3 protein-coding genes are annotated in these 1,233 nt (G+C 70.4%); all 3 read left to right on the top strand.

The features are described 5' to 3' along the window. Positions 1–206 (top strand): hypothetical protein (locus ACYVKZ_RS21040; protein ID WP_460994424.1); only part of this gene is annotated, 206 nt, incomplete at its 5' end. Positions 207–384: 178 nt separating this feature from the next. Continuing rightward, the gene (locus ACYVKZ_RS21035) at positions 385–618 is read left to right on the top strand and encodes a hypothetical protein (RefSeq protein WP_460994423.1); all 234 of its coding nucleotides are present in this window, start codon (positions 385–387) and stop codon (positions 616–618) included. After that, positions 615–1,233 (top strand): terminase small subunit (locus ACYVKZ_RS21030; protein WP_460994422.1); only part of this gene is annotated, 619 nt, incomplete at its 3' end. The genes ACYVKZ_RS21035 and ACYVKZ_RS21030, both read left to right, overlap by 4 nt.

Below are 1,233 nucleotides of genomic sequence, written 5' to 3'. Positions count from 1 at the left end.
ACCGCACGGACAGCGTGATGACCGGCACGGCCGAAGGCGACATCGACGTCGCCAAGGTCTTCTTCGGCGCCGACTACTCGGATGACCGGAACCAGGAGTGGGCAGCGGCCACGCCGGCGGCTTCGCTCCAGATGACGGTCCGCCGGGAGATCGCCGACGCGCAGGGCTGGAAGCAGGGCACCAAGGTCACAGTCACGATCGACTGATCGGGAGCCCGTTGTGCACGACCGCCCGGCGATCAGGACGCTGCGAGGCGTCGGGGAGCCGGTCCGGGGCATCGCACGGAGCCTCGGGGCGTCGAGGAACGCTGTCCGGCGCGCTCTGGCACCGGACGCGCGGGATTCTTACTGGCGGGCGTCGGCGTCGGAGGAGTTCGAGCCGGCCGTGCGCGACGTGCTCGCCGACTTCCCGGAAATGGTGGTCGCGGACATTGCGGTCATCGTCGATTGGCGCCGCTCGCGCCGCCAGCTGTCCGATCTGGTCGCCAGACTCCGACCCGAGTACCGGGAAACGGCCACAGACGTCGAGGCGCGGCCCATAGAGGGCCTGTCAGCCGGTCCAGTGGCTGCCTCTGACATCGAATGCGGCCAGTTGAGCTTCCGGGAGGTGGTCTGGTGAGCAGGAAAGCGCCCCAGGAGGCACCCGAGCCGCTCGAACCAACCGCCGGCCTGCCGGTGGGGGCGGCCGCGGTGTGGCGCGAGGTGGTCGAGGCCAACGACCTGGCCGGAAACGCTGACCGGACCGCTCTGGAGGCCTACTGCACGCTCGTCGCGCGCCTCCGTGAGGCCCGGAAGCGGGTCGAGGACGAGGGAATGGTCGTGAAGGACCCCAGAGGCCGCGTGATCCCGCATCCTGCGCTCGCGGTCGAGCGTCAGACGGCCGAGCAGGTGCGGGCGTGGGGCGACAGGTTCGCGCCGCTCGTGAAGCCGGCCCGCAAGCGCGGGTACATGGCCGACGCGACCGCGGCGAGCATCGCTGCTGCCCCACATCTGGCGGAGGCGAAGTACGCCGGCCCGGTCGCGGCCGTGAAGACGCTCGCGTGGATGATCGACGAGGCCCAGCGCGACGGCATGGAGGCCCTGCAGAAGGCCATGACGACGCACGTTCCGAACTACCTCAAGGCCTGCGCGGAGCTGCAGATAACCCCGGCCTCGGTCCCGGCAGCCGTGCCGGGCAAGAGCGAGCCGAAGAAGGGCGGGTCGAATGTCTCGGACTTCCAGGAGCGTGCTCGAC

It is taken from the genome of Sinomonas soli (genome assembly GCF_054782415.1).
Note: the sequence above shows the minus strand (reverse complement) of the source record. Positions and strands in the feature narration are given on the sequence as shown.